This is a genomic window from Pseudosporangium ferrugineum (assembly GCF_003002065.1).
Taxonomy (GTDB): Bacteria; Actinomycetota; Actinomycetes; order Mycobacteriales; family Micromonosporaceae; genus Actinoplanes; species Actinoplanes ferrugineus_A.
In genome coordinates this window covers 186096-207358 of the sequence record NZ_PVZG01000012.1, presented here as the reverse complement: position 1 = coordinate 207358, position 21263 = coordinate 186096, and the positions used below count along the sequence as shown (strand labels likewise).

22 protein-coding genes are annotated in these 21263 nt (G+C 73.3%); 10 read left to right on the top strand and 12 right to left on the bottom strand.

Going from position 1 to position 21263, the window contains the following annotated elements; genetic code table 11:
• Positions 1 to 95 precede the first annotated feature (95 nt).
• The 9 genes from CLV70_RS24895 to dhaK form a co-directional block, all read right to left on the bottom strand.
• The gene (locus CLV70_RS24895; RefSeq protein ID WP_106129001.1) at positions 96 to 668 is read right to left on the bottom strand and encodes a flavoprotein; all 573 of its coding nucleotides are present in this window, start codon (positions 666 to 668) and stop codon (positions 96 to 98) included.
• A gap of 192 nt (positions 669 to 860) precedes the next feature.
• A complete protein-coding gene (locus CLV70_RS24890) occupies positions 861 to 1319 on the bottom strand; it encodes a SitI3 family protein (RefSeq protein ID WP_106129000.1) in 459 nt (152 codons plus the stop codon).
• Between the two features lie 7 nt (positions 1320 to 1326).
• Complete coding sequence (locus CLV70_RS24885; protein WP_245908436.1) at positions 1327 to 2538, bottom strand: CdiA C-terminal domain-containing protein; 1212 nt, start codon at positions 2536 to 2538, stop codon at positions 1327 to 1329.
• A gap of 7 nt (positions 2539 to 2545) precedes the next feature.
• Positions 2546 to 2860 (bottom strand): type VII secretion target, encoded by a 315-nt coding sequence (locus tag CLV70_RS24880; protein ID WP_106128999.1) that lies wholly within the window; start codon positions 2858 to 2860, stop codon positions 2546 to 2548.
• Positions 2860 to 3267: a YbaB/EbfC family nucleoid-associated protein gene (locus CLV70_RS24875; protein ID WP_106128998.1), complete on the bottom strand. Its 408-nt coding sequence runs from the start codon at positions 3265 to 3267 to the stop codon at positions 2860 to 2862. Before CLV70_RS24875 ends, CLV70_RS24880 begins: the two co-directional genes overlap by 1 nt.
• A gap of 162 nt (positions 3268 to 3429) precedes the next feature.
• On the bottom strand, positions 3430 to 4851 hold the full coding sequence (locus tag CLV70_RS24870) for a WGR domain-containing protein (RefSeq protein WP_106128997.1): 1422 nt from the start codon (positions 4849 to 4851) through the stop codon (positions 3430 to 3432).
• A 60-nt stretch (positions 4852 to 4911) separates the two neighbouring features.
• Positions 4912 to 8187 carry a phosphoenolpyruvate--protein phosphotransferase gene (ptsP, locus tag CLV70_RS39820; protein ID WP_158277820.1) on the bottom strand — a complete coding sequence of 1092 codons (3276 nt, stop codon included), beginning with the start codon at positions 8185 to 8187 and terminating at the stop codon, positions 4912 to 4914.
• A gap of 4 nt (positions 8188 to 8191) precedes the next feature.
• On the bottom strand, positions 8192 to 8836 hold the full coding sequence (gene dhaL / locus CLV70_RS24855; RefSeq protein ID WP_106128996.1) for a dihydroxyacetone kinase subunit DhaL: 645 nt from the start codon (positions 8834 to 8836) through the stop codon (positions 8192 to 8194).
• Between the two features lie 6 nt (positions 8837 to 8842).
• On the bottom strand, positions 8843 to 9844 hold the full coding sequence (dhaK, locus tag CLV70_RS24850) for a dihydroxyacetone kinase subunit DhaK (RefSeq protein WP_106128995.1): 1002 nt from the start codon (positions 9842 to 9844) through the stop codon (positions 8843 to 8845).
• A 219-nt stretch (positions 9845 to 10063) separates the two neighbouring features.
• Between dhaK and CLV70_RS24840 the strand changes: the two genes are divergently transcribed.
• Complete coding sequence (locus CLV70_RS24840; protein ID WP_158277819.1) at positions 10064 to 11155, top strand: ScyD/ScyE family protein; 1092 nt, start codon at positions 10064 to 10066, stop codon at positions 11153 to 11155.
• 40 nt (positions 11156 to 11195) lie between these two features.
• Here the strand turns inward: CLV70_RS24840 and CLV70_RS24835 are convergent, their stop codons facing one another.
• The 3 genes from CLV70_RS24835 to CLV70_RS24825 all read right to left on the bottom strand — a co-directional run bounded on the left by CLV70_RS24835 (position 11196) and on the right by CLV70_RS24825 (position 13229).
• The gene (locus tag CLV70_RS24835; RefSeq protein WP_158277818.1) at positions 11196 to 11837 is read right to left on the bottom strand and encodes a DedA family protein; all 642 of its coding nucleotides are present in this window, start codon (positions 11835 to 11837) and stop codon (positions 11196 to 11198) included.
• A gap of 73 nt (positions 11838 to 11910) precedes the next feature.
• A complete protein-coding gene (locus CLV70_RS24830; RefSeq protein WP_106128991.1) occupies positions 11911 to 12702 on the bottom strand; it encodes a hypothetical protein in 792 nt (263 codons plus the stop codon).
• Entirely contained in the window at positions 12699 to 13229 is a 531-nt protein-coding gene (locus CLV70_RS24825; protein WP_106128990.1) for a SigE family RNA polymerase sigma factor, read from the bottom strand. The genes CLV70_RS24830 and CLV70_RS24825 overlap by 4 nt, the downstream gene beginning before the upstream one ends.
• A 203-nt stretch (positions 13230 to 13432) precedes the next feature.
• On the opposite strand from CLV70_RS24825, the gene CLV70_RS24820 reads away from it, so the two are divergent.
• The 9 genes from CLV70_RS24820 to CLV70_RS24780 all read left to right on the top strand — a co-directional run bounded on the left by CLV70_RS24820 (position 13433) and on the right by CLV70_RS24780 (position 21245).
• On the top strand, positions 13433 to 14110 hold the full coding sequence (locus CLV70_RS24820) for a VanZ family protein (RefSeq protein WP_106128989.1): 678 nt from the start codon (positions 13433 to 13435) through the stop codon (positions 14108 to 14110).
• A gap of 206 nt (positions 14111 to 14316) precedes the next feature.
• Positions 14317 to 16485 (top strand): glycoside hydrolase family 2 protein, encoded by a 2169-nt coding sequence (locus CLV70_RS24815; RefSeq protein ID WP_106128988.1) that lies wholly within the window; start codon positions 14317 to 14319, stop codon positions 16483 to 16485.
• Between the two features lie 228 nt (positions 16486 to 16713).
• Complete coding sequence (locus tag CLV70_RS24810) at positions 16714 to 17103, top strand: SchA/CurD-like domain-containing protein (RefSeq protein ID WP_106128987.1); 390 nt, start codon at positions 16714 to 16716, stop codon at positions 17101 to 17103.
• Positions 17096 to 17848, top strand: a complete 753-nt coding sequence (locus CLV70_RS24805; protein WP_106128986.1) for an SDR family NAD(P)-dependent oxidoreductase — start codon at positions 17096 to 17098, stop codon at positions 17846 to 17848. Before CLV70_RS24810 ends, CLV70_RS24805 begins: the two co-directional genes overlap by 8 nt.
• Positions 17849 to 17883: 35 nt before the next feature.
• The gene (locus CLV70_RS24800) at positions 17884 to 18855 is read left to right on the top strand and encodes an amidohydrolase family protein (RefSeq protein WP_106128985.1); all 972 of its coding nucleotides are present in this window, start codon (positions 17884 to 17886) and stop codon (positions 18853 to 18855) included.
• Positions 18856 to 18866: 11 nt separating this feature from the next.
• Positions 18867 to 19604: an SDR family oxidoreductase gene (locus CLV70_RS24795; RefSeq protein WP_106128984.1), complete on the top strand. Its 738-nt coding sequence runs from the start codon at positions 18867 to 18869 to the stop codon at positions 19602 to 19604.
• Positions 19604 to 19921 carry an antibiotic biosynthesis monooxygenase family protein gene (locus tag CLV70_RS24790; RefSeq protein WP_106128983.1) on the top strand — a complete coding sequence of 106 codons (318 nt, stop codon included), beginning with the start codon at positions 19604 to 19606 and terminating at the stop codon, positions 19919 to 19921. The genes CLV70_RS24795 and CLV70_RS24790 overlap by 1 nt, the downstream gene beginning before the upstream one ends.
• Entirely contained in the window at positions 19918 to 20238 is a 321-nt protein-coding gene (locus CLV70_RS24785; protein WP_106128982.1) for an antibiotic biosynthesis monooxygenase family protein, read from the top strand. The genes CLV70_RS24790 and CLV70_RS24785 overlap by 4 nt, the downstream gene beginning before the upstream one ends.
• Entirely contained in the window at positions 20235 to 21245 is a 1011-nt protein-coding gene (locus tag CLV70_RS24780; protein WP_106128981.1) for an NAD-dependent epimerase/dehydratase family protein, read from the top strand. Before CLV70_RS24785 ends, CLV70_RS24780 begins: the two co-directional genes overlap by 4 nt.
• Positions 21246 to 21263 lie beyond the last annotated feature (18 nt).

Below are 21263 nucleotides of genomic sequence, written 5' to 3'. Positions count from 1 at the left end.
CCGCTCCCCGCGGCCGGCTGCTCCCCGCGGCCCGCCACTCCCGGTGGCGCGCTGCCTCCGGCGGTCCGCCATCGCCGGCCGTACCCCGAGGTCCGTCACGACCAGGCCCCGTTCGCAGCCGCGATGCTGCGGGTGCCGGCCTCGGCCGTGATCAGCGCGGCCGCGTCCACCGGCCCCGGCAGCGACGGCGCCTGTACGCTGCGACGCTGCCAGTTCTCGTACACGGTCGCCTCGATCGGGTCGATGACCCGGTGCCCGTCCTCGCGCAGCGTCCGCACGTGCCGCCGCGTCGACGGCCGCTCCCACATCGCCCGGTTCATCGACGGGAAGAACAGGACCGGCCCGGTCGCCGCGAGCAGCACGGTCTGCGCGGGCGACCCGGCCAGCCCCAGCGCGGCGGCGGCCATCGTGTGCGCACTCGCCGGCAGCACCACCAGCAGACGCGACCGCCGGGCGAACTCGGTGGGCACAAGCTCGGCGTCGGCGGACCCGTACACCTCGTCGGCGAACCACCCCAACGTCCGAGGCTGCACGAACTGCTCCGCGCTGTACGTCAGCAACAAGCGCACAGGCTGCCGCGTCGTGGCGCGCAACTGCATCGCATACGAGGGCAACAGCACCGCGGCACTGGCCCCGCACACGATGACCGAGATCGCGTCGTCGAGCATCGCACCTACCTCCCGAACGGCCCGCCCGAACAACCCCGACGCTACGAGAACCACGCCCCGTTGCCATCCGTGCCACCTACGCAACCCGCACCCCGGAGTACGCAACGCCGCCGGCGCCCCCGCCTCCGTACACGAGGAACCCGCCCACCGAAGCCGGCCGCTCCGACGTCGGCATTCCGCCGCGGTCGTCCGCTAGAGCAGAGGTTGCGCGAGGACCGAAACCTGCCGACCCGACATGAGCGCCGAGACCTCCGGCATGGATTGCCAGTCCTCCCACTGGGCGGCGAAGGACGCGGCACCGCCCGCACTTTGCAGAACGGCCTCCTCGCCGTTGAACAGCAGCACGCTGTCGGCTCCGGTCCGGTCGACGAGCGCCAGGACGGCACCGACCATCAGGGCGGTGTTGTGCTCTTCCAGGTCGGGCCGGACGGAGGAGAACCGGAACCGCACCGTCACGCGGTGCTCGAACCCGAACAGCGTGGGCGCCGTCGCCTCCTCACCCGGGTCCACCCGCCACGCGAAGGCGCTCAGCCCTTCCCGCACGACGGTGCCGTCGGACGTGGCCGCACCGGCGAGGGACGCGGCCACCAGGGACCTCAGCCGGTCCGTAGTAAGGTCCGCCGCGCTGTAGTACGTGTACTCGGTGGCCATGGTTTCCTCACGACTCGCTCGGGTAGAACGGCACGACCCTGCCATCCTTGACGACCAGGATCTCCTTCAGCCCGGTGACCGGCTTGCGTTCCAGTACACCGCGGATCTCCTCCGCCGACCGCGGACAGTCGTCGAGATTCAGCACGATCCGCTCCGTCTGTCCTTCCTTCACCTTGCCGCTCATCTGGTCGCGGATATTGTCGAGGTTGGTACTGCTCGGCGCGTAGCAGTCGAAATACTCCCCCTCGATCCTGTAGTCGGGGTTCTTGCCGTTCACGTTCGTGGGCGGGTTCTGCTCGACGTCGTACCCGTGCCGCGAAAGCGCGTCCGCCGACTCGTTCTCCCGGCGCAGCGGCCGATCCTTCTTCTTCGCCGGATGCGCTTCGGTGCGTTCGCCGCGGGGCTTCCGGCTCGGGTCCGGTGTGCCGGACGGGCTGGTGCGCCCGGACCCGTGGCCACCGCGCAGGCGGCCGAGAAGCTTCTTGACGGCTTCGAGGGCCCTGCTCATTCCGGCGGTGAGGCCACGCAGTTGCTCCAGGCTTTTGATCAGGCCCTTGAGCCATCGGGCGATCCTGGCGCCCCAGGACGCGCACAGCGTACTGACCTGCTCCACGACCAGGGGAGTGGCCACCCCGAGGGAGAACACCTCCTCGGCGGCGTACGTGATCAACCGGGAGACGAGGACCGCGATCGCGTCGCGGACCATCGTCCGTACGCCGGCGATGAGCTGGCCGGCGCCCTCCGTGATGGCCGCCATGGTGCCGGCGGCTCCGGACAGCGCCAGCACGGCGTCCCTCTGCTGGCTCGTCCAGGACCGGTAGGACTCGGCCGCCCTGCCCGTCCATTCGCTGGTGTCCCAACGGACTGCCCGGTCGAGGTCGGCGGCCCGGTCCTGGAGCGCGGAAGCCACGTTGCGCCAGGTCTGGGCATGCGCGGCGATCTGGCCGGGGTCTCCCGCAAGCCAGTCCAGGGCCTCCGACAGGGGCTTGACGTGTTCGATGATCCAGGCGACGCCGTACTGGAGCAGGGACCCGATCGGATCCGAGACCAGTGCCAGCGCGTCCAGCCCCGCCGAGACGGCACCGATCGAGGCGTCGATCCAGCTCCCGTTCCGGACGCCGGCCATCACGGCTTCGATGTCCTCGGCGATCCACACCCCGGCCCAGGGATCGACGGGCGCTCCCGCAGCCGCCGCCACCAGCGGATCGGGCGCTGTCACGGGCGTATCACCGCGTGCCGTGCAACCGGTCGGCCGCGCCCCGGTCGGTCTCGTCGTAATCAGCGGCAACGGCTCGCAGGGCGTCCGCTGTGTCGTGCGCGGAGGCGGCGGCTGTCGCCATCCCGTCGACCATCGCCTGCTGGAGGCTGTTGAGCAGGGCCGGCACGATCTGGCACAGCTGGCCGTACGCGCCGGCGCCGGTGCGAACCGTCTCGCCGGCCTGCGCCGCCGTCGTGAGACCGTCGCCGATCCGATCCACCTCGCCCGCGTGCGCCCGCAGCGCCGCCGAGTCGACCTGGAACTCCTTCCCCGGGCTGGTCATCATTGTCCGCCCGAGGGATCGGCCGGCTGCTGGTCATCGACCGGACCCAGGCGATTCCGCACCGACTGCATCAGCGCCCGGCCGGTCTCGGTATCCACACCGACCGTCGCGGCGGTCGCTTCGTCGAACTGCCGCACCAGGTCCGCCTTCGCGAGCCGGAGGGTCGCCAGAATCTCGCGTGCCGTGGTAGCCGCAGGCTGGTGCCGGATGCCTTCCGCCAGCCGTAGGTCTTCGATCTGCCCTTCGCGACCCACGGTGACCTCGACCAGGCGATCCCTGCTGCGGGCGGTGGCGGAAAGCCCTTCGGTACGCCGGGCCAACGCCTGAGCTTGCTCCGCCCGGCGCCGGATCGCCTCCTCCCAGCGGTCGATCCGGCCGAGCGCATCCGCCGGTTCATCATCGAACATCCGCGGTCCCCGCTTCCCGGTGCGGCCGTTCCATCCAACGAACTGTATCGATCCCCTGCCAGGTTTTGAGCCTGGCCGGTCACCCGGACCAAGGGCGATCTCTCCGGTCCGGTGCGCATGTCTCCGTGCACCGGACCGGAGGCCGGGCGGCTCTGGGGAGGGTTACACGAGGCGGCGGATTTCGCCGTAGGTGCGGTAGAAGCCGCCGCGGGCTGCTTCGCGGACGCCGGTTACCACGTAGCGGGTTCCTCGTTCGCGGATGCCCTTGGGGAATTGGACCTGCCAGTCCGAGTGGTAGCCGGAGGAGACGACGCGGATGCGGAGGCGGCCGCTTTCCTCGACGCATTCGACGACTACGCCGCCGGAGACGTCGTGGACGATGTCGACTGTGGTGGAGGGGGCGAGGGCGGACATGCGCGGGGGTGCCTTGACGTCGACGACCTGGGGGACCGTGCCGCCCATCGCGGAGCGGATCGCCGCCTCGCTGGCGTCGATGCAGGCCAGGGAGCCGTCCGTGGTGACGATGTAGAGGCGTTCGTCGCGGTACTGCATCGAGTATGCCGAGCCGCAGCCGGTGCCAAGTTTCCACAGGCGGGTGCCGTCGGTGTCGAAGCAGTAGATGGACGACGCGCTGTCGCCGGCGAACACGTACCGGCCGTCCTCGGCGGTGGCGCACGAGTAGACCGGCGCGTCGCAGCGGTACGTCTGCCGGTGGGAGCCGTCCTTGCCCAGCTCGACGACCTGGCGGGTGGCGGTGCCGGCGTAGAGGGTGTCGCGCTCCTGCCAGCCGAACAGCACGGCCCCGGTGCGCGTGTGCCACCGCTCCTGGCCGGTGCGCCAGTCGTAGCTGGTCACGCCGCCCGAGTGGCCGTGGTGCACGGCGTCGGCGTCGCAGCGGACCATCCACGCGGAGCTGCCGCGTCCGGGCCGCTGCCACAGGAACTCGTCCTCGTGGTCGATCGCCGAGATGCCGCCGCGGGCGTCCGAGACGCCGAGCACGCCGTCGTGGATGTCCAGCCAGTAGATGTCGATCTCGGGGGCGATCCGGTAGGCGAGCCGCGGCACCTTGCCGGACAGGTCGTACACGTTGCCGTCGTCGCAGCCGGCGTAGATCCACCCGTCGTCGGCGACGATGCACTTCACCCCGTCGGGCAGCCGGAACTGCTGCACCACCTGGGCGTCGTGGCTGAGGGTGGTGATCAGCCCGCTCTCGTTGCCGACCATGCACACGTCACCGTCGACGAAGATGCCGAACGCCGGGCTGTGCGACGCGTAGCGCCACAGCACCGGGGCGAGGGTGGCCGTCGAGCGGGTGCTGACGATCTGCCGCCGCGAGACCGAGCGTTTCGGCCGGCCGCCGGGCACGGCCGGGGCGTACCCCTTGCGGACCTTCTCGCCGATCTTCTTGGACGCCTCGGCCCGCGCCTTGTCGGAGGTGGTGAACGACGCCTGCTTCACCTGACCGCGATCGCCGATGCGCCCGTAGCGGATCGTCAGGTCCGTGCCGTCGACGGTCACCTCGTAGAACTTGTGGGCGCTCCCGCTGTCTTCGGACAGTTCGAGGTACGTCGTGTCGGCCGGCATCGGGGCCACCTTTCGGCATCGGGAACGAGGACACGCTCGGTGCGCGTCGATGCCAGGAACCTATCGGTGGGGTACGACATTTTCGGGGGTCGCCTGTGGACGGTCCGCGACCAGGGCCCGCACCGCACGGGCACTCTCCACGGACAGGGACCGCGCGGCGACGCCGGCCGCCCGACCGAGATCGAGGGCCCGCACGGCCTGCTTGACCGCCGGCACGGCGGGAGGGGCCACGCTGAGCTCCCGCACCCCCAGCCCGGCCAGCACCGGCACCGCCGCCTCGTCCGCGGCGAGTTCCCCGCACACCGAGACGGTCACCCGCTCGCCCGCACCCCGGCAGATCGCGTCGATCAGCCGCAGCACCCCGGGATCCAGCCCGTCCGCCAGCGAGGCGACGGCGGCGTTGCCCCGCTCGGCGGCCAGCGCGTACTGGGTCAGGTCGTTGGTGCCGACGCTGAAGAAGTCCACGTACGGCGCGAGCACGGCGGCCTTCAGCGCGGCGGCGGGCACCTCCATCATGATCCCGGCCTCGAGCCCGGGCGGCGCACCGGCACCGCCCCGCCGGACCGCGTCGTCGAGCATCCGCCGCGCCGCCACCACCTCGTCCACGGTGCTGATCATGGGAAACATGACACTGACGGGCACGTCCCGCGCCACCCGCACGATCGCGAGAAGCTGGTCGGCGAACAGCCGCGGATGGGCGAGGGAGTGGCGGATCCCGCGTACCCCCAGAAAGGGGTTGGTCTCGGGCTCCGCACGCGCGTACGGCAGGGGTTTGTCGCCACCGACGTCGAGCGTCCGGATCGTGAGCCGGCGTCCGCCGAGCGCCCCGGCAAGCTCGCGGTAGACGGCCTCCTGCTCGTCCACCCCGGGCGCCGAGGCCCGGCCGAGGAACAGGAACTCCGTCCGGATGAGCCCGGCCAGGTCGGCACCGCCCGCAGCCGCGGCCCGCGCGTCCTCGACGGAGCCCACGTTCGCCCCCACGGCCAGCGTCACGCCGTCCCTGGTCACCGCGGCCTCCGTCGCGCGAGCCCGGGCCCGCGCCCGGCCGGACGCCTGCTCGGCGGCCCGCGCCCGCAGCCCGTCCAGCACCGGCCCGGACGGATCCACGACAACCTCGCCACTGGCACCGTCCAACGCGACGGGAGTACCGTCGGCGACGTCGAGCAGCGCGGGCTCGACCCCGACCACGGCCGGAATGCCGCGGGTGCGCGCCAGAATCGCCGCGTGAGAAGTGGGACTCCCGCCCGCGAGCAGAATTCCCCCGACCCGCCCGAGGTCGAGCCCGGCCACGTCCGCCGGCGCGAGATCGCCCGCCACGATCACCCCGGCATCGTCCAGCGTCGCGGCAGGGGAACCGAGCATCGCCCGCAGCACCTGGGCGCTCACCGCACGCACGTCGGCGGCCCGGGCCCTCAGGTACGGGTCGGGCAGCGCGTCGAACGCCCCGGCGACCCGCGCGGCAGCCGCCGCCCACGCCTGCGGCGCCGCCGAACCGCCGTCGAGCTCCGACCGCACGTCGGCCAGCAACTCCTCATCGTCGAGCAACGCCAGATGAGCATCGAAGACCTCCCCGCCCACACCCGCCCGGAGCCGCCGCAACTCACCCCGGACCGCCTCCAGCGCCCCGCCGACCCGCAACCCCTCCGGCCCGGCCCCCCGCGACGCCACGTCGGGCAACTCGGGCGGGCCCCCGTCCACCCGCCGCGCCGGCCCGATCCCCACCCCCGGAGAAGCAGGAAAACCCCACAGAACCCTTTCCGGTACGGCCCCAGAACACCCCGCCCCCACGACCGGGTCCGAGGCGCCCCCACCACCCCCGCCCACACCCCCCAACGGCTCGCGACCCGCACCCGCAACCTCCGCCGGTCCGCCCTCGCCGGCCGGAACAGTCGCGGACGCGCCGCCGCCATCCTCAGCCACCGCCGACCCGTCAACATCTGCCGTAGTCCTCCCGGGTCCGCCGTCGCCGTGCGGTTTCGTGGTGGGTTCGCCGTTGGCGGTCGGAGTCGTCGTGGCTTCCTCGCCGCCACCCGAAGCCTTCGCCGGTTCGCCCGTGCCGGCCGGGATTGTCGCGGGTGGGTCGTCGCTGGCTGGAGTTGCCGGTTGCCCGTCGCCGGTCGCTGGATCCGGGAGCGGCGGCGGGCCGGTGGGTGGAGGCGTCGCGGCGCCGGGCTCGTCGAAGTTGCGGGCGGCCAGGCCGGCGATGGCGTCCACCGCCACGGCCGCCTCCCGCCCCGAGGCGCGCACCTCGACCCGATGGCCCCGGAGCACGCCGAGGGTGGCGACCCGGGACAGGCTTCCCGCCGGCACCCACTGCGAGCCGGTGGTGGCGTTGCGCACCTCCACGGTCGCGTCGAAGCCGCGGGCTGTCGTGACCAGCCGGGCGGCCGGCCGCGCGTGCAAGCCGTGCCGGTTGCCCACGGTGATCGCGACCGCAGCCTCCCCGGCCCGCAAGCCCCCCGCACCCGCCCCGACAGCAGCCGAACCCGCCGCCGGCCTGGCCGGGGGAGATGCCAACCCGGGTGCCGCGTCGGCTGGGCGAGATAGCAGCGCGGGTGCGGCGTCGGCTTGCGGGGACAGCGGCCCGGTTGCCCCGCCGGCTTGCGGGGACAGCAGCGCGGGTGCCCCCTCGGCTGAGGGAGATGGCGGCGCGGGTGCGGCGTGGGCTTGCGGGGACAGCGGCGCGGGTGCGGCGTCGGCTGGGGGAGATGGCGGCGCGGATGCCGCGTCGGCTTGGGGGGATGGCAGCAGGGGTGTCGGTCCGGCCGGGTGAGGTGGCGGGTCGGGTGCGGGGCCGGCTTCACGGGACGGCGGCGCGGAGTCGGTGGGGGAGCGCGGCCCGGGTGTTGCGGCGGACTGAGGGGATGCGGGGGGCGAGGGGTCCGGCGGGGCGGGAGGTGCGGGGTGTGGTGGGGCGGGGTGGGAGGGTGTGGGGGCGAGGTGGGACTGTTTGGCGGACAGGGCGGCGGTTGCTTCGGCGGCTACCTCGTGGCGGGTTGCTCCGCCGGCGGCGGTCACCGTGGCGGCGAGGAGGCCTTCGATCAGGGGGGCCGGGGTCAGCAGGACGCGTTCGCGCTGGTCGTCCGGGAGGAAGTCGAGGGCGAGCTCCGCGGAGAGCACGGCGCTGCCCAGGTCCATGAGGACCACGACGCCGTCGCCGTGGTCGGCGGTCGTGACGGCTTCGGAGATGGCGATCGCGTCCGTGCCGAACGTCGTCTCGTCGAGGCCCGCGGCCACCTCGAGCGGCACCCGGCCGTCCGGGACCATCTCCGCGGCCAGGGCCACCGCGGCCTCGGCCAGGGCGCGGCTGTGGCTGACCACCACCAGGCCGACCATGCCGTCAGGCCGCGCCGGTCAGGGCCGTCGCGGCGGCCGTGAGCAGCAGGGTCGCCGACGTGGCGCCGGGGTCCTGGTGGCCTGCGCTGCGTTCGCCCAGGTAGCTGGCCCGTCCCTTGCGGGCGGTCAGCGGGATGGTGGCGTCCCGGCCCTCCTCGGCCGCCCGCACCGTCGCCTTGAGCGCCTCGGGCAGCGGCCGGCCGGCGGCCGCGGCGGCGTCGAGCGCGTCGGCCGCCGGGGTGAGCGCGTCGACCATCGTCTTGTCCCCGACGGCGGCCTTGCCCCGGGCGAGGATGCCGTCCAGCCCGGCCCGCAGCACCCGGGCCAGGTCGTCCACGCCCAGCGACGTCGCCTCCCCGGCCGCCGCGGCCATCCGCAGGAAGGCCGTGCCGTACAGCGGTCCGCTGGCGCCGCCGACCTTGCTCACCAGGGTCATGCCGGTGCGCTTGAACAGCTCGGCGGGGGTGGCCGGCGGCGCCTCCTCGTACGCCGCGAGCACGGCCGTCATGCCGCGGTCCATGTTGGCGCCGTGGTCGGCGTCGCCGATCGCCGCGTCGAGGTCGGTCAGCAGCTGCTTGTCGGCCGCGATGAGCCGGGCGAATTCCCGCAGCCAGGCCGTGAGCGCCGCGGTGTCCACACTGTCGGTCATCGGCGCTCAGACCCCCCACCGCAGCGCGGGGGTGCGCACCGGGGCGTCCCACAGCCGCAGGAGATCGTCGTCGGCCTTCAGCAGGGTGACCGAGCAGCCCGCCATGTCGAGGCTGGTGATGTAGGGGCCGACCAGGGACCGCGCGATCGGGATCCCCGCCTTGCCGAGGATGGCCGCGACCTCGTGGTAGACCACGTACAGCTCGAGGAGCGGGGTGGCGCCCATGCCGTTGACGAAGGCGATGACGCCGGAGTCGCCGGTGAAGTCGAGGTCGGCGAGGATCGGGCCGACGAGCATCTCGGCGATCTCGGCGGCCGGGGCGGTGGGCACCCGGCGGCGGCCCGGCTCGCCGTGGATGCCGATGCCGACCTCCATCTGGCCGTCGGGCAGGTCGAAGGTGGGCTTGCCGGCGGCCGGCACCGTGCAGGAGGTGAGGGCGACGCCCATGCTGCGGCCGTTCGCGTTGACCTTGCGGGCCACGGCGGCGACCTCGTCGAGCGGCCGGCCCTGGTCGGCGGCGGCACCGGCGATCTTCTCCAGCAGCACGGTGACCCCGACGCCGCGGCGCCCGGCCGTGTAGAGGCTGTCCTGCACCGCCACGTCGTCGTCGGTCACCACGGCGGTGACGGCGACCCCGGTCTCCGCCTCGGCGATCTCGGCCGCCATCTCGAAGTTCATCACGTCGCCGGTGTAGTTCTTGACGATGTGCAGGACGCCGGCGCCGCCGTCGACCGCCTTGGTCGCCGCCACGATCTGGTCGGGAACCGGGGACGTGAAGATCTCGCCCGCGCACGCGGCGTCGAGCATGCCGGGACCGACGAAGCCGGCGTGCAACGGCTCGTGCCCCGAGCCGCCGCCGGAGATCAGCCCGACCTTGCCGCGGACCGGCGCGTCGCCGCGGTAGACGATGTGCTGCTCGTGATCGACACGCAGCTCGGGATGGGCGGCGGCGACGCCGCGGAGCGCGTCGGAGACGACGTTGGCCGGATCGTTGATGAGCTTGTTCATCGATGGCTCCTCACCGGGAAGGCTGGCGGGGCGAACCGCTCCCCACAAGCTACGCCGATCCGCGACGGTCGTGGCCGGGCCTGTGGACAGCCCGGGACCGCCACCCTTTCGGTGGGTTGCGCGGCGGCACCGTGCCGCCCGCGCCGGGGAAATGCCGGAAAGGGCATAGAAAGGGGGACGGAAATTGCGATGAACCGGCACTTGCGCCGAGAGGAACGAATGAATATCGATCAAGTCATGAAGGCGTCGGCCGCCGCGGGGGCGTGCGTGCTGATGATTCTCACGGCCGCGTCGGCACAGGCCGCGGGCCGGCAACCGTCGCCGGACGTACGCACCATCACGACCCAGCTGGACGGCCCGTACGGCCTCGATGTCCAGTCGTCGCGGCGGGCGCTGGTGACGGAGGCGGATTCGGGGAAGGTGACCGCCGTCGACCTGCGTACGGGAGCGAAGCGGACCCTTCTGTCGGGATTGCCGCGACCGTCCGGGGTGGCCTCGCACGACGGGAAGATCTTCGTGCTGCTCGGCGGCGGCAGCGAGCAGGGTGCGCCCCCGCCCTCCGCCTATCCGCCGGCGTCGCTGCTGGTGGCCCGGGCGGACGGGAAGGGCGTGCGGGTCCTGGCCGACCTGCTGGCCTACGAGCTGAAGTACAACCCGGACCGGCAGAAGCAGTTCAACGACGCGCACGAGGCGTACGACGCGTTGTCGAATCCGTTCGCCGTCGCGTACACGAAATGGGGTCTGCTGGTCGCCGACGGGGGCGCCAACGACGTGTTGCGGGTGAATCCGCGCACCGGCCGGGTGTCGACGTTCTTCGTCCCGCCGAACCCGCGCACCCCCGAATGCCTGAAACCCCAGGCACAGGCGAATCCGGGTACGGTCGGCTGCGATTCGGTGCCCACGGGCGTCGTCGCGTACGGAAAGCACGTCTATGTCTCGACTCTCGGCGCGGAGCAGCCGGGCGCGGCCGCGATCTGGAAGCTGGACGGCCGCACCGGCAGGGTGTTGCGGGTGTGGCGCGGCTTCACGTCGCTGACCGGGATCGCCGTGGCGCCGGGCGGCACGCTCTACGCCTCCGAGGTCCTGCACGGAGCGCCGGCCGAGCAGCCGCCGCCCGGCTTCGACCCGTCCACCGTGGGCAGGCTCACCCGGATCCAGTCGGGCCGGGTCACCCACGCGCGGGTCACGATGCCGACCGGGGTGGAGTTCTCCGGCGGGCGGCTGTACGCGACCTCGTGGAGCATCGCGTCGTTCTTCGGCGGTCAGCACGCCGGGAAGCTGGTGCAGGTGAAGCCCGGCGCCTTCCACTGAGATGAGCCACCCCGGGGCGGCTCACGCCCCGGGGTGCCTCTCAGGAGAGGCTGGGCGCCGCGTGCCTGGTGCCGCGGCGCAGCAGGCGGCCGGCGAGCGGCACGGCGCCCAGGCAGGTGGCGCCGACGGCGGTGAGGACGACGCCGGTGCCGCCCGAGTCGTCGGCGCCCGCGGTCAGCGCGCCCACCGCGGCGAAGGCGGCCACCCACATGGTGGTGCCGAGCGCCGACCAGCCCACGAACCGGCCGAACGGCATCCGCGCGGTGCCGGCGACGATCGGGACGACGGCGTGGATGACCGCCAGGAAGCGGACCGCGACCAGCGCCGCCGCCCCGCGGTCCCGCAGGTACGCCTCGGCGCGGTCCCAGCGCTCCACGCCGATCCGCCGGCCCAGCCGGGTGTCGCGGAGGCGGGCGCCGAGGACGCGGCCCACGGCGTACCCGGCGATCTGGCCGGCCATGGCGCCCGCCGTGCCGGCGACGACGGCCAGGGCGAACCCGGCCGGGCCGTGCGGCAGCGAGCCGGCCAGCATGACCACGGACTCGCCGGGCACGAGCAGCCCGAGCAGGAACGTCGTCTCGACCGCGCTGGACAGCGCGGTGAACAGCAGCACCGCCCACTCGTCGAGAGTGGCGAGCCAGTCGACGAAAGCGGACGCGGCGCTCATCAGGTCGGCGATCACATACCCCAGCCTCGTCACCCGGAGGCGCCGGCACCATCGGGTCATACCCCGAGCCGACCCTGAGACGGCCCCCCTAGAAGAAGTCTCCGGACACGGTCAGCTTCCGGCCGGTGGCGGTGGTGGCGACCGCCCGGTAGGAGTCGTCGCCGGCGTCGCGGGCGCCGCCGGTGTACCGGTACTTGGCGGCGAAGACGTGGGTGCCCTTCGGCAGGGTCTCGCCCGCGGCGAGGGTGAAGCGGTAGGTGAGCGCCGCCGGCTCGTGCAGGATCTGGCTGTCGATCCGCGGGCCGGTGACGTCGTGGACCGCCCCCTGGTCGGTGAGGCCGGGGGTCAGCTGCACGCGTACGGTGATCTCCAGGTCGGTGACCGGCTCGGTGAGCTTGACGGTGATCTCGCTGCGGGCGGCGTCGTTCCCGTCCGGGACGACCGAGCCGTCGCACCGCAGCCCGCCGGTCGCCGTCGTCTGCGCGCCGGTCGGCGCCGGCGGGACGGACGGTCGCGCCGGCTCGGTCGTGGGCCGGTCGGTCGTGGGCCGGGTGGTGGCGGGGGTCGTCTCCTCCGGCGTGACCGGCGCCGGCGGTGCCGCAGCGGTGCGGGACGCCGCGGCGACCGGGGGAGCGACGGGCGCGCGATCCGGGCCGTTGTCCCCGGCGAGGGCCCAGCGGGTCACGCCCCCGGCGCCGAGCACGGCGGCGACGGCCAGCGCCGCCCCGGCGATCCGGAAGCGGGGACCCTGGGCGCGGCGGTGCTGGGCCGCGCCACCCGCGGCACGCTGCCGCGCTATCCGGTTGAGCATCGCCGTACGGTCCGGCCGATGCTCCGCCGCGGCCCGGCTCAGCACGCCGCGCAGGTCGTCGTCGTTCATCGCGCCGCCTCCCAGCCGTCGATGTGGGTCGCCCCGTGGGGCCCGCCGAGCAACTCGGCCAGCTGCCGGGCGCCCCGCGACGTCTGGCTCTTCACCGCGCCGACCGAGATTCCCAGCGCCTGCGCCACCTCGCGCTCCGACAGGTCGAACGCGTAGCGCAGCACCACGCACGCCCGCCGCCGGTGCGGCAGCTGCCGCAACGCGCTGCGCACGTCGAGCACCGCGGGCAGGTCCGGGTCGCCGCCCTCCCGGGTGCCGCTGAGCAGGCGCAGCCCGAGGAGGCCGTGCCGGTCACGGACCCGGCCCCGGATCCACTTCCGGGTCAGGTTCGCCACGATGCCCCGAGCGTACGCAGCCGGATCGTCGGCCGCCTGCACCCGGGTCCAGTGCCGCCACACCTCCACGAGCGCGTCGGCGGCCAGGTCGTCGGCGACGGACGCCTCGCCGGTCAGCAGGTACGCCAGCCGGGCCAGCTCGGCGTGATGCTTCTCGAAGAAGGCACGGAACGCGGCCTCCTGATCCGGCATCCCGCCTCCCTCACCCTCGCTCCACCTGCGCCGACCGGCCGCGATGACGCTAGAGGCGCTCGCGTGACCGGGCAACCCGGGCCGCCCGGCCCGGCGCCCGCCGCGCCGCCCCCGAACCGCCTCTGAGCAGCGCTTTTATCGTCCCCATACGTCATGGTCGGCAGACTCGGCCGGGTTGTCGTCGCGGTCGGGAGGGACGTTCGGTGGGATATCAGCTGGACCTGGCGCTCGGTCGGCCCGGGGCCGTGGCGTTGCTGGTGTGCTGTGCCCTGGCGGCCGGCGTGCTGTTTTGGCCGCTGTCGCGGTTGCTGGGGTGGCGGCCGGGGTGGAGCCTGCCGGCGCTGCTGTCGCTGGCGCCGATCCTGGTCTTCACCGTGCCGGTGGAGGCGCCCGGGTGGCAGGACGGTGCCGTGCACCGGATGGCGGACTACGTCCGGTCGTTCCTGCACGAGTCGACGTTCCGGGCCGCTCTGGACGCCCCGGCCGCGCACGACGAGCGGGTGGCGAACCTGCTCCTGTTCGTTCCGCTGGGTGTCCTCGGGGCGCTCGCCACCCGCCGCGCGGTGTGGACCGCCGTCGGCGGGGGTGTGCTGTCCTTCGGGATCGAGGGGTGGCAGGCGGTCAGCGGGGTGCGGGTCGCCTCCGCCGCGGACTGGCTCTACAACAGCGGTGGCGCGCTGGCCGGCGCCGGGATCGGGCTGGTGGTGCTGCTCGGGGAGCGGCTGGTACGGGCGGCCACCCGGGTGGCGGAGCCGCCGCCACCGCCGCACCGGGCGCGGCCCGCACGGCACGCCGACCCGTCCGGGTGGCCCGGGACGTCGATGGATACGACGCTCGAGCTGACGGGTGTTCCCGCGCGGGTCACACGACACTCCGCGTAACCGGCCGTTCACCTGGTGGGCACGGCCGGGGGAGGAGCCGGAAAGGGCCCCGCGGCGATCCGGAGCGCCGACCCCGCCTCGGCCGTTCATCCATCGCCTCCGGATCGTTCTCCACCGGCCAGGGGGCCGTCGCCGTCGCCCCGGCGGTGGGCGACTCTGCGCAGGTCACGCGGCTAGCGTCGGGCAGCCCACGAAAGGGGTGCCTTATGTCTGCCCCGTTTTTCCCCGTTACGGCCGGCGCTGCCGGCCGCTTCCATACCGTCCGCCCGTTACGGCGCCGCCTCGCGCTGCTCGCCGTACCGATGATGCTGGCCGCCGCCGTCGCGTCGGCCTCCCCGGCCTCGGCCGCGACGCCCGGGGGTGATCCGCGGGTCCCGGCGACGGCCGGCCGCACCACCGCCGAACTGACCACCGGATGGCGGTTCACGAAGGGTGACCCGGCCGGCGCACGGCTCCCGGACTTCGACGACAGCTCGTGGTCCGCGGTCGCTCTCCCGCACACCTGGAACGACATCGACGGCCACGACGGCGTCTCCGGCTACTACCGCGGCGCCGGCTGGTACCGGCGGCTCGTCACCGCGCCCGCCACCGGCGTCGGCCACCTCGAGTTCGACGGCGCCAACGCCGTGGCCGACGTGTACGTCGACGGCCGGCCGGTGGCCTCCCACAAGGGTGGCTACAGCCGGTTCCGGGCCCCGCTGACCGGCGTACGGCCCGGCGCCACGGCGGTCGTCGCCGTGCGGGTCGACAACGCGCCCGATCCCGCGGTGGCGCCGCTGAGCGACGACTGGGTCCAGTACGGCGGCCTCTACCGCGGCGTACGCCTGGTCCGCACCGGCGACGTCCACGTGGACCTCCTGCACGACGGCGCCCCCGGCGTGTACGCGCGGACGGCGCTGCGCGACGGCGCCGCCGACGTCTCCGTGGAGACCCGGGTCGCCAACGACACCGGGGCGGCCCGGAGCGTGGAGGTGGTCGTGAGCGTCACCGACGCCCGGGGCCGTCCCGCCGCGCCGGTCGCCGCGAGCCGGATCCGGCTGGCCGCCGGGGCGGTGAACAGCGTGACGCGCACGGTGCGGATCGCCCGGCCGCATCTGTGGCAGGGCCGGATCGACCCGTACCTGTACCGGATCCGGGTCGACGTCGTGCGTCCCGGCGCGGCCCGCAGCTCCGACACGGTGGTGCAACCGCTCGGCATCCGTACGGTCGCGGTCGACTCCACGAGCGGCTTCCTGCTCAACGGGAGCCCGTACCGGCTGTACGGGGTGAACATGCACCAGGGGCGGGAGCCGGAGGGCTTCGCGGTGAGCCGCGCCCAGATGGCCCGGGACCTGGACGTCGTCCGCGAGATCGGCGCCACCAGCGTGCGCCTGGTCCACTACCAGCACGACGCGTACGTCTACGACCGGGCCGACGCCGACGGCCTGCTGCTCTGGACCGAGATTCCGTTCATGCACAAGTCCTCGGACGATCCCGCGTTCATCGCCGGCGTGCGGCAGCAACTGCGCGAGCTGGTCCTGCAGAACTTCAACCACCCGTCGGTGGCGTTCTGGAGCATCGGCAACGAGGTGACGTTCAAGGAGGGCCCGGACCCCAACCACGTGCTGATCGAGCTGAGCGCGCTGCTGCGGGCCCTGGATCCGAGCCGGGTCGACGCGTACGCGACGTGCTGCGTGGCCGACGACGACCCGTCCGTCGGGTACACCACCGCCACCGGCTACCACCGCTACGAGGGCTGGTACTTCGGCACCTCCGACCTGTTCGGGCTCTGGGCCGACGCCAACCACGCGGCCCAGCCGGACAAGCCGTTCGCCGTCACCGAGTACGGCGCCGGCGGCAGTCCCGCCCTGCACGCGCAGGATCCGCCGCCGTCGGAGTCGCCGTACCTCGACCCGCCGTACGAGGAGTTGCAGACCCGCTTCCACGACTCGCACTGGCGGCAGATCGCGCAGCGGCCGTACCTGTTCGCCAGCTGGGCCTTCGTGCTCTTCGACTTCGCGTCGGACGGGCGGGACGAGGGCGGCGTGCAGGGGCTCAACAACAAGGGACTGATCACCGACGACCGTACGGTCCGCAAGGACGCCTTCTTCTACTACAAGGCGAACTGGAACCCGGACCCGATGCTGTATCTGACCGAGCGGCGTTTCACCGTACGGCCGAGAACGGTCGCGGACGTGACGGCGTTCGGCAACAGCGGCCCGGTGACGCTGTACGTCAACGGGGTCTCCGCCGGCACCCGGAGCCCGGACGCCTACCACGTGGTGACGTGGCCGGGCGTGCGGCTCGCCCCGGGAGACAACGTGGTGACCGCGGTGTCGTCGGCGGGCGGCAGGCGGCTCACCGACACCGTGCACTGGAGCGTCGATCCGCAATAGACCGTACCGAAAATGGTTCGCCGTCGTGTTCTCCGGACACGGCGGCGAACCATTGTGGGGCGACCCTCAGAAAGGTGGGCGGGGGTCTCCTCCGGGCGGGGGAGCGGGGGTCCCCTACGGCGGTGGGAAGACCGTCCGGAAACGCGTCCGTAGCGTTCGGGTCGTGCCGGACGCCGGGCCCGGAAAGGGCCCCGGGGCGTCAGCAGATCGAGACGATGGAGGCGCACGATGCCGCGTTACGCCGTAACGTTCCGGGTCCGTCCGGGGACCGAGGAAGCAGTGGAGAAACTGCTGTCGAGTTATGACCCGCCGCAGCCGCAGATCGACGAGAACACCCGTCTGGTGAGCACCTCGGTGTTCATGCGGGGCGGCACCGTCGTGCGGATGATCGAGTTCGAGGGCGCGTTCCCGAAGATCATGGCGCACCTGTCCCAGGACCCCAGCATCCAGTACGTGGAGCGGGAGCTCGACAAGTACCTCGTCGAGGAGGACAAGCGCGACATGAGCACCCCCGAGGGTGCCCGCGCCTTCTTCGCCAAGGCGATGATGAAGACCGTCACCAGCCGGATCCCGGAGGGCTACGTCCCCACCGCTGCCTCGGCCGGCAAGCATGAGTGACGCGCGGGTCATCCTCGTCGCCGGCGCCACCGGCGCGCTCGGCCCGGACGTCGTGGCCCGCCTGGTCGCCGCCGGTCACCGGGTGGTCATCACCGGCCGTAACGAGGAGAAGCTGGCGAAGCTGGCCGCCGAGTACGGCGAGGAGGCCGTCTTCCCGGTGGTCACCGACATGGCGGACCCGCTGCTGGCGGGCCGCGCGGTCGGCGACGTGGTCGAGCGCTTCGGCCACGTCGACGGCCTGGTCAACCTCATCGGCGACTTCGCGGTCGGGCCGGTCATGCTGACCGACCTGGCGGCGTACCGGCGGCTGTTCGAGACCAACGTCCTCGCCGCCATCACCGCGACCAAGGCGGTGCTGCCGCAGCTGGGCGAGAAGAGCCACCTCGTCTACATCAGCTCGGTGCTGGCCAGCGAGCCGTTCCCCGGCTTCGCGGGCTACGCCGCCAGCAAGGCGGCGCTCCAGGCCTGGGTGCGCGGACTGTCGCACGAGGTCAAGCACCGTGGCGTGCACGCCAACATCGTGGTGATGACCATGGCGGACACGCCCGAGGCGCGCCGGCAGCGGCCGCACGCCGACTTCGAGCAGGCGACGAAGCCGGACTCGGTGGCGAAGGTCGTCGACTTCCTGCTGAGCCCGGCCGCGGACGGCCTCTACGGCGCCACGATCCCGGTGCTCGGCAAGTTCGAGTTCTCCACCGCCCTGGCCGCGCCGCCGCCGGGTGCGCCACCCATCGGCCGGCTGTAGCCCGGCGCCCGGCACCCGGCGGAACGGAGAACGTGATGGACACGATGACTTTCATCGACGTACACGGGCATCTCAGCCCGCCGGGTGAACGGGGCGGCGGACCGCCCGCCCTGCGCGATCCGGCGGCGGCCATCGAGCGCAAGCGGGCGCTCGGCATCCGGTACACCGTCATCGGCAGTCCGGTGGGGGCGGGCAGCATGCTCCCCACCGGCGCCGCGGACAACTACCGGCAGAGCGCGGACCAGGTCAAGGCGCACAACGAGCTGATGGCCCGGCTGGTCGACAGCTATCCGGAGGCGCTGCGCACGTACGCGTACGTGGATCCCTTCGGCGGCGACGCCATGCTGGCGCAGGCCCGCGACCTGGTGGCGGACTGGCGTTTCGCCGGCCTCGTCGTCAACACCAGCATCGACGGCGAATACCTCGGCTCGCCCCGCGCGGCGGACTTCTTCGCCCTCGCCGACGAGCTGCGGGTGCCCGTGCTGCTGCACCCGCCGGCCGCGCCGGTCGGCTCGGGCAGCTTCACCGACCTCGCGATGGTCGAGCACCTGGCCCGGTTCAACGACGTGACGGCGGGCGTGGCGTCGATCGTCTGCGCCGGCTGGCTGGAGCGCTACCCGGACCTGGTCCTGGTGGCCGCGGCCGGCGGCGGCGGGCTGGCCCTGCTCGGCGAGAAGCTCGACGTGATGGCGGCGAGCCCCCGGCCGCCGCACGCGGAGATCAAGCGGCCGGCGCTGCGCCGGCCGCCGAGCGAGTCGCTCGCCCGGATCTACGTCGACACCTCCAACCCCACCCCGGCCGCGTTGGCCGCGAACGTCACGGCCTTCGGCGCCGGCCACGTGCTCTTCGGTACGGACGCCCCGCCGCTGATGGACGTCCTCGACCGCACCGTGCGCATGGTCGCCGGCGCCGGCCTGCCCCCGGCCGACCGCGAACTCATCGCCGAGGGCAACGCCGCCGCGCTGTACGGCCTGCCGGTCGCGCCCGCGCACCAGTTGACGAGCTGAAGGAGCAAACCGTGAACGTGGACGTAACAGGCGCGAGGGTCGTGGTGACCGGGGGCACCCGGGGCATCGGCCGCGCCATCGCCGTGGCGTTCGCCGCGCAGGGTGCGACGGTGCACACCTGTGGCCGTACCGAGAGCCCCGCCGCCGCGTCGCTGCGGCAGGAGCTGAAGGAACACGGCGACGGCAACGTGGTCGACGTGGCCGACATCGGCTCGCGGGCGGACGCCGCGGCGTTCGTGGCCCGGGCCGGCGAGGCGCTCGGCGGCATCGACGTGCTGGTGAACAACGCCGGCGTGGTCAGCCACCGGACCCTCGACGACATGCCCGACGAGGAGTGGGACCGGGTGCTCGCCACGAACCTCGGCGGGACCATGGCGGTGACCAGGGCGGCGCTGCCGCTGCTCGCCGACGGCGCGTCGATCGTGCACATCGCCTCGGCGGTGGCCGCGGTGGGCATGGTGGCCCGCACCCACTACACGGCGTCGAAGGCGGGCGTCGTCGGCTTCAACCGGTCGCTGTGCAAGGAGGTCGGGCCGCGCGGGATCCGGTCCAACGTGGTGGCGCCCGGCATCATCGAGACGGACCAGGCCGCGGGCATGACGCCCGAGATCCGCGCCCGGTACGAGAAGCTGGCCGCCCTGCAGCGGCTGGGCACCGCCGCCGACGTCGCCGACGTGGTGCTCTTCCTGGGCAGCGACCTCAGCCGCTTCGTCTCCGGGCAGACGATCGTGGTCGACGGGGGCATCTGATGACGACCCCCACCGGCGCCGTCCGTGCCGTGCTGACCATGACCGTCCCGCGGGCGGCCGCCGCCGACTTCGAACGCGAGTGGCGCCGGGTGTCCGAGTGGGTCCGCAAGCAGCCCGGGTGCCTGCGCCAGACGCTGAGCCGCTCCGGCGAGAGCGAACTGCGCTACGTGATCACCTCGGACTGGACCGACGCGCTGTCGTACAGCCGCTTCGAGCACAGCCGGCGCCAGGACGAGCAGACCGCGGCGCTGCGGGACCTGCGTACCAGCGTCGGCATGGACGTGCTGACCATCATCGACCACAAGGAGTTCTCATGACCGTCTTCGTCACCGTCGCCGCGAAGGTCAAGCCGGGCAGCGGCCCGGGCTTCGAGGAGGCGTTCGCGAAGGTCAGCGCGACCGTCAAGGGCACGCCGGGGCACGTGTCGGACCGGCTGCTGCGCGACGGCTCGGACGCCGACCGTTTCGTCCTGCTCGGCACCTGGGAGAGCGAGGAGAAGTTCCGGGCCTGGGAGGACGCGCCCGTGCACCGGGAGATGACCGTGCCGTTCCGCGAGTTCTGGGCCGGGCCGGTGGAGCGCACCATCTACCACCTCGCCGTCGACGGGGCCGACGCCCCGGGCGCGGGCCGATGAGCGACGACCTGGCCGGTGCGCCGGTGACCGTGCCCGGGCGCACCGTGGTCACCGGCGCCGCCGGCTTCATCGGCTCGCACGTCGCGGAGGCGCTGCTCGGCTACGGCTCCCAGGTGCTGGGCATCGACAGCTGCCTGCGGGACCCGGACGGCGTCGGCCGCAACCTCGCCCCCCTGGAACGCCACGACGGCTTCCGGCTCCTGCGCGCCGACCTGCTTGACGTCACGGCCGAGGAGTTCGAGGGCGTCGACACCGTGTTCCACCTGGCCGCGCAGCCGGGCGTACGGACGTCCTGGGGCAGCCGGTTCGGCCAGTACTGCGACAGCAACATCCTCGCCACCCACCGGGTCATGGAGGCGGCGGCAGCCGCGGGCGTACGCCGGGTCGTCGTTTCCTCGTCGTCCAGCGTGTACGGCCGCACCGACGTGGCCGCGTTCGACGAGTCGCTGGCGCCCAGCCCGATGTCGCCGTACGGGGTCACCAAGCTCGCCGGGGAGCAGCTCGCCCTGGTCCACGCGATGCGCCCGGACGCGACGGTCAGCGTGATCGCCCTGCGCTACTTCACCGTGTACGGGCCCCGCCAGCGCGACGACATGGCCATCGGCCGGATGATCCGCGCCGCGCTGACCGGCGAGCCCATGACCGTCTTCGGCGACGGCCGCCAGCAGCGGGACTTCACCTTCGTCGGCGACGTCGTGCGGGCGAACCTGCTGGCGATGGGCGCGGACGCGCGGACGGCCGTGGTGAACGTCGGCACCGGCGAGATCGTCACGGTCCTCGACCTGCTGGACCTGGTCGGCGAGGTGACCGGCCGGCCGGTGCCGGTGACCTTCGCGCCGGCGGAGGCGGGCGACGTCCCGTTCACCCGGGCGGACGTCAAGGAGGCCGAGCGGGTGATCGGCTACCGATCGGCGGTCAGCCTGCGGGAGGGCCTGCAACGCCAGCTCGAGTGGATGTCGGCGACCGGCGGCGTGCCGGGTGCCGCGCAGGTGCGGCCGTCCCGCTGACCGGGGCCCGGATGGGGA

Coding starts and splice junctions, on each gene's coding strand:
- CLV70_RS24840 (WP_158277819.1), top strand. CDS start 10,064: ATGAATATCGATCAAGTCATGAAGGCGTCGGCCGCCGCGGGGGCGTGC.
- CLV70_RS24895 (WP_106129001.1), bottom strand. CDS start 668: ATGCTCGACGACGCGATCTCGGTCATCGTGTGCGGGGCCAGTGCCGCG.
- CLV70_RS24800 (WP_106128985.1), top strand. CDS start 17,884: ATGGACACGATGACTTTCATCGACGTACACGGGCATCTCAGCCCGCCG.
- ptsP (WP_158277820.1), bottom strand. CDS start 8,187: ATGGTCGGCCTGGTGGTGGTCAGCCACAGCCGCGCCCTGGCCGAGGCC.
- CLV70_RS24830 (WP_106128991.1), bottom strand. CDS start 12,702: ATGAACGACGACGACCTGCGCGGCGTGCTGAGCCGGGCCGCGGCGGAG.
- CLV70_RS24815 (WP_106128988.1), top strand. CDS start 14,317: ATGTCTGCCCCGTTTTTCCCCGTTACGGCCGGCGCTGCCGGCCGCTTC.
- CLV70_RS24875 (WP_106128998.1), bottom strand. CDS start 3,267: ATGTTCGATGATGAACCGGCGGATGCGCTCGGCCGGATCGACCGCTGG.
- CLV70_RS24810 (WP_106128987.1), top strand. CDS start 16,714: ATGCCGCGTTACGCCGTAACGTTCCGGGTCCGTCCGGGGACCGAGGAA.
- CLV70_RS24790 (WP_106128983.1), top strand. CDS start 19,604: ATGACGACCCCCACCGGCGCCGTCCGTGCCGTGCTGACCATGACCGTC.
- CLV70_RS24805 (WP_106128986.1), top strand. CDS start 17,096: ATGAGTGACGCGCGGGTCATCCTCGTCGCCGGCGCCACCGGCGCGCTC.
- dhaK (WP_106128995.1), bottom strand. CDS start 9,844: ATGAACAAGCTCATCAACGATCCGGCCAACGTCGTCTCCGACGCGCTC.
- CLV70_RS24785 (WP_106128982.1), top strand. CDS start 19,918: ATGACCGTCTTCGTCACCGTCGCCGCGAAGGTCAAGCCGGGCAGCGGC.
- CLV70_RS24870 (WP_106128997.1), bottom strand. CDS start 4,851: ATGCCGGCCGACACGACGTACCTCGAACTGTCCGAAGACAGCGGGAGC.
- CLV70_RS24880 (WP_106128999.1), bottom strand. CDS start 2,860: ATGACCAGCCCGGGGAAGGAGTTCCAGGTCGACTCGGCGGCGCTGCGG.
- CLV70_RS24825 (WP_106128990.1), bottom strand. CDS start 13,229: ATGCCGGATCAGGAGGCCGCGTTCCGTGCCTTCTTCGAGAAGCATCAC.
- CLV70_RS24780 (WP_106128981.1), top strand. CDS start 20,235: ATGAGCGACGACCTGGCCGGTGCGCCGGTGACCGTGCCCGGGCGCACC.
- dhaL (WP_106128996.1), bottom strand. CDS start 8,836: ATGACCGACAGTGTGGACACCGCGGCGCTCACGGCCTGGCTGCGGGAA.
- CLV70_RS24890 (WP_106129000.1), bottom strand. CDS start 1,319: ATGGCCACCGAGTACACGTACTACAGCGCGGCGGACCTTACTACGGAC.